This is a genomic window from Occallatibacter sp., from assembly GCF_049802275.1.
Classification (GTDB): Bacteria; Acidobacteriota; Terriglobia; order Terriglobales; family Acidobacteriaceae; genus Telmatobacter.
On the sequence record NZ_JBARMD010000009.1, the window covers coordinates 1 to 2,223 of the forward strand.

General features: G+C 58.3%; 2 protein-coding genes and 1 tRNA gene. 1 reads left to right on the forward strand and 2 read right to left on the reverse strand.

Annotated elements, in window-relative coordinates; translation table 11 throughout:
- A partial coding sequence (locus WA354_RS00290) for a carboxypeptidase-like regulatory domain-containing protein (RefSeq protein WP_472811005.1) occupies nt 1-379 on the reverse strand: 379 nt, incomplete at its 3' end.
- A gap of 289 nt (nt 380-668) precedes the next feature.
- Here WA354_RS00290 and WA354_RS00295 point away from each other — a divergent pair.
- Nucleotides 669-2,030 carry a hypothetical protein gene (locus WA354_RS00295; RefSeq protein ID WP_472811006.1) on the forward strand — a complete coding sequence of 454 codons (1,362 nt, stop codon included), beginning with the start codon at nt 669-671 and terminating at the stop codon, nt 2,028-2,030.
- Between the two features lie 98 nt (nt 2,031-2,128).
- On the opposite strand, the gene WA354_RS00300 is transcribed toward WA354_RS00295, so the two are convergent.
- A tRNA-Pro gene (locus tag WA354_RS00300) sits at nt 2,129-2,205 on the reverse strand.
- Between the last annotated feature and the right edge of the window lie 18 nt (nt 2,206-2,223).

Sequence of the window (2,223 nt, forward strand, 5' to 3'; positions counted from 1 at the left end):
GATGAAAATCGGCGCGCGAACGGAATCCGACGCTGATGGTCTGGGTTTGCTTCTCGGTTGTGAATCCACCTGCTTCTACAGTCAGTGCGTATTGCCCGATCGGCAAGTCGGGAAAGGCGTAAGCTCCGTCCGTGGCAGTCTTCACAACCCTGGAGTAGCCAGTGGCCTCGTCCTTCATTGTGAGTGTCGCTCCGGGCACAACTGCTCCCGAAACGTCGGTCACAAGGCCGCTGAGAGAGCCGGTGTTGACCTGTGCGTGAGCCAAGAATCCGGAGAGAAGGCAGAGTATCGCGGAGAGGCGGAACAGCGTGCGGACGGCCTGTGCCCGGCCGCTCATTCGATCGGCAAACAAGTTAAGACACATTCCTATCGTCTTCATGAGGCGCTCCTTGGATAGCTTTTCCTTCGTTTTGGGGAAGAAGCCTGGTTCATGCTAGGAGAGGGGAATTCGTCATGGAAGCGTGTAAACGAGACGACACCCGGGTATACACGGGTTCAGAACCGCCTCAGGTGCTTGATAAATCGAAGATCTTCACCAACATGAAAATCTGACGAATCAACCCCCGTGTGCACAAAGCACGGTGCGTGCAATTTATCGCGCATTCACAAATGGACCGTATTCTCGGGTTGAACGCACAACCATTCCAAGCAATTCCCCGAGCACTGGAGTGAAACCATCCGCCACGATCCGAGACCGGCAGTCTTCTGCCGCAACATTGGAGCCGGAGGGTGAGTCGCTGCACAGCGACCCGCGCTGGGTTCTGACCCAGAGGATTGTCGCTGGACCCCACTTTGCGCGGTCGCCCCTGCTGTCGAATTTCCTGCTCTACGTCGTGTCCGAGGCATTGGCGGGAAGACACGATGCCATCAGCGAGCACCGTATTGGCGTCGCGGTCTTCGGGCGATCTCTCTCCTATCGCACCGACGAAGACAACATCGTCCGCAATTATGCTCGTCAATTGCGCAAAAGGCTGGCCGAGCACTTCGCAGGCACTGGCCGGGACGAGACTCTCCGCATCCATATTCCGGTTGGTGGATATATTCCGTCCTTCGTTAGCGCCGTAAGTATGCAGTTGGACGAAGAGACCGGACCGGAACCGCCGAGACCTGCGGGACTCTCTTCCGGGCATGTGAAGCAAGAGGCTACTGTGCCGGGCGGTTCAGAGGCCAGCTCCCCGAGGAACCCTGCTGTGCGCGGGCTTCTGCTCGTAGGCGCATGTGCTCTTCTCGTGGGCTTGAGTTACCTGGCGATCCACCGCATTGTTCTGCATACGACCGATGACGATGCGAGTCGCGTGCTGTGGAGAGCGCTCCTTGCCGGATCGGCGAACACCTATATCGTGCCCCCTGACGCCGGATTCAATCTTCTCGAAGATATGTCGCACCGCTCGGTGCCGCTCGCCAGCTACATCAAGGGAAACTTCGCCGAGATGCCGCTCGCCAGCGTCAACAACCACACGGACCAGGATCTTCGCAGCCAGCAGTACACCGATTTCGTCAGCATGCAGATCGTCACTACCGTCGCCCGTCGGCCGGAGTTCGACCCTCACCGCGTTCTATTGCGATTCCCTCGAGATCTGCGACTCGACGATTTGAAAGCTGCGAATGCCTTGATCATCGGCTCGGTCAGCGCCAATCCATGGGCGGCACTTGTCGACTCCAACGCCAATTTCAAAATCGTGCCCAGCCAGGACATGGAGAGTGCCGCGATCGTCAACAGCAAGCCCCTGCAGGGCGAAGCCCCCATCTATGCCAGCCACTGGAACGAGCCGGCTCACGAGACCTACGCGTTGATCCTCTTCTTCCCCAACTTGAACGCGAGCGGCCATCTGCTCGCAGTGGAAGGACTCGATGTCGCCGGCACCGAAGCGGCCGCCGAACTGCTCTTCCGAGGCGACACCATCGCTCCCATTCTCAAAACTGCAGAACGCGCCGACGGAACACTGCGACCCTTTGAGATATTGCTCCGCTCCACGAGCATTCAATCGAATGCTGCGGGCACGCAGATCATCGCCAGCCGAGTGCACTGACGCCCCGCTCGATGCCAAATTGCACAAGCCAACTAGCCCAAACTCATTCAGCTTTGGCTTGGAATCCAGGCGCGCATACGCAAATGTCTGAAAATAAATGGTCGGGGAGAGAGGATTTGAACCTCCGACCCCCTGGTCCCGAACCAGGTGCTCTACCAGGCTGAGCCACTCCCCGACATGGTGTGGAAGCATC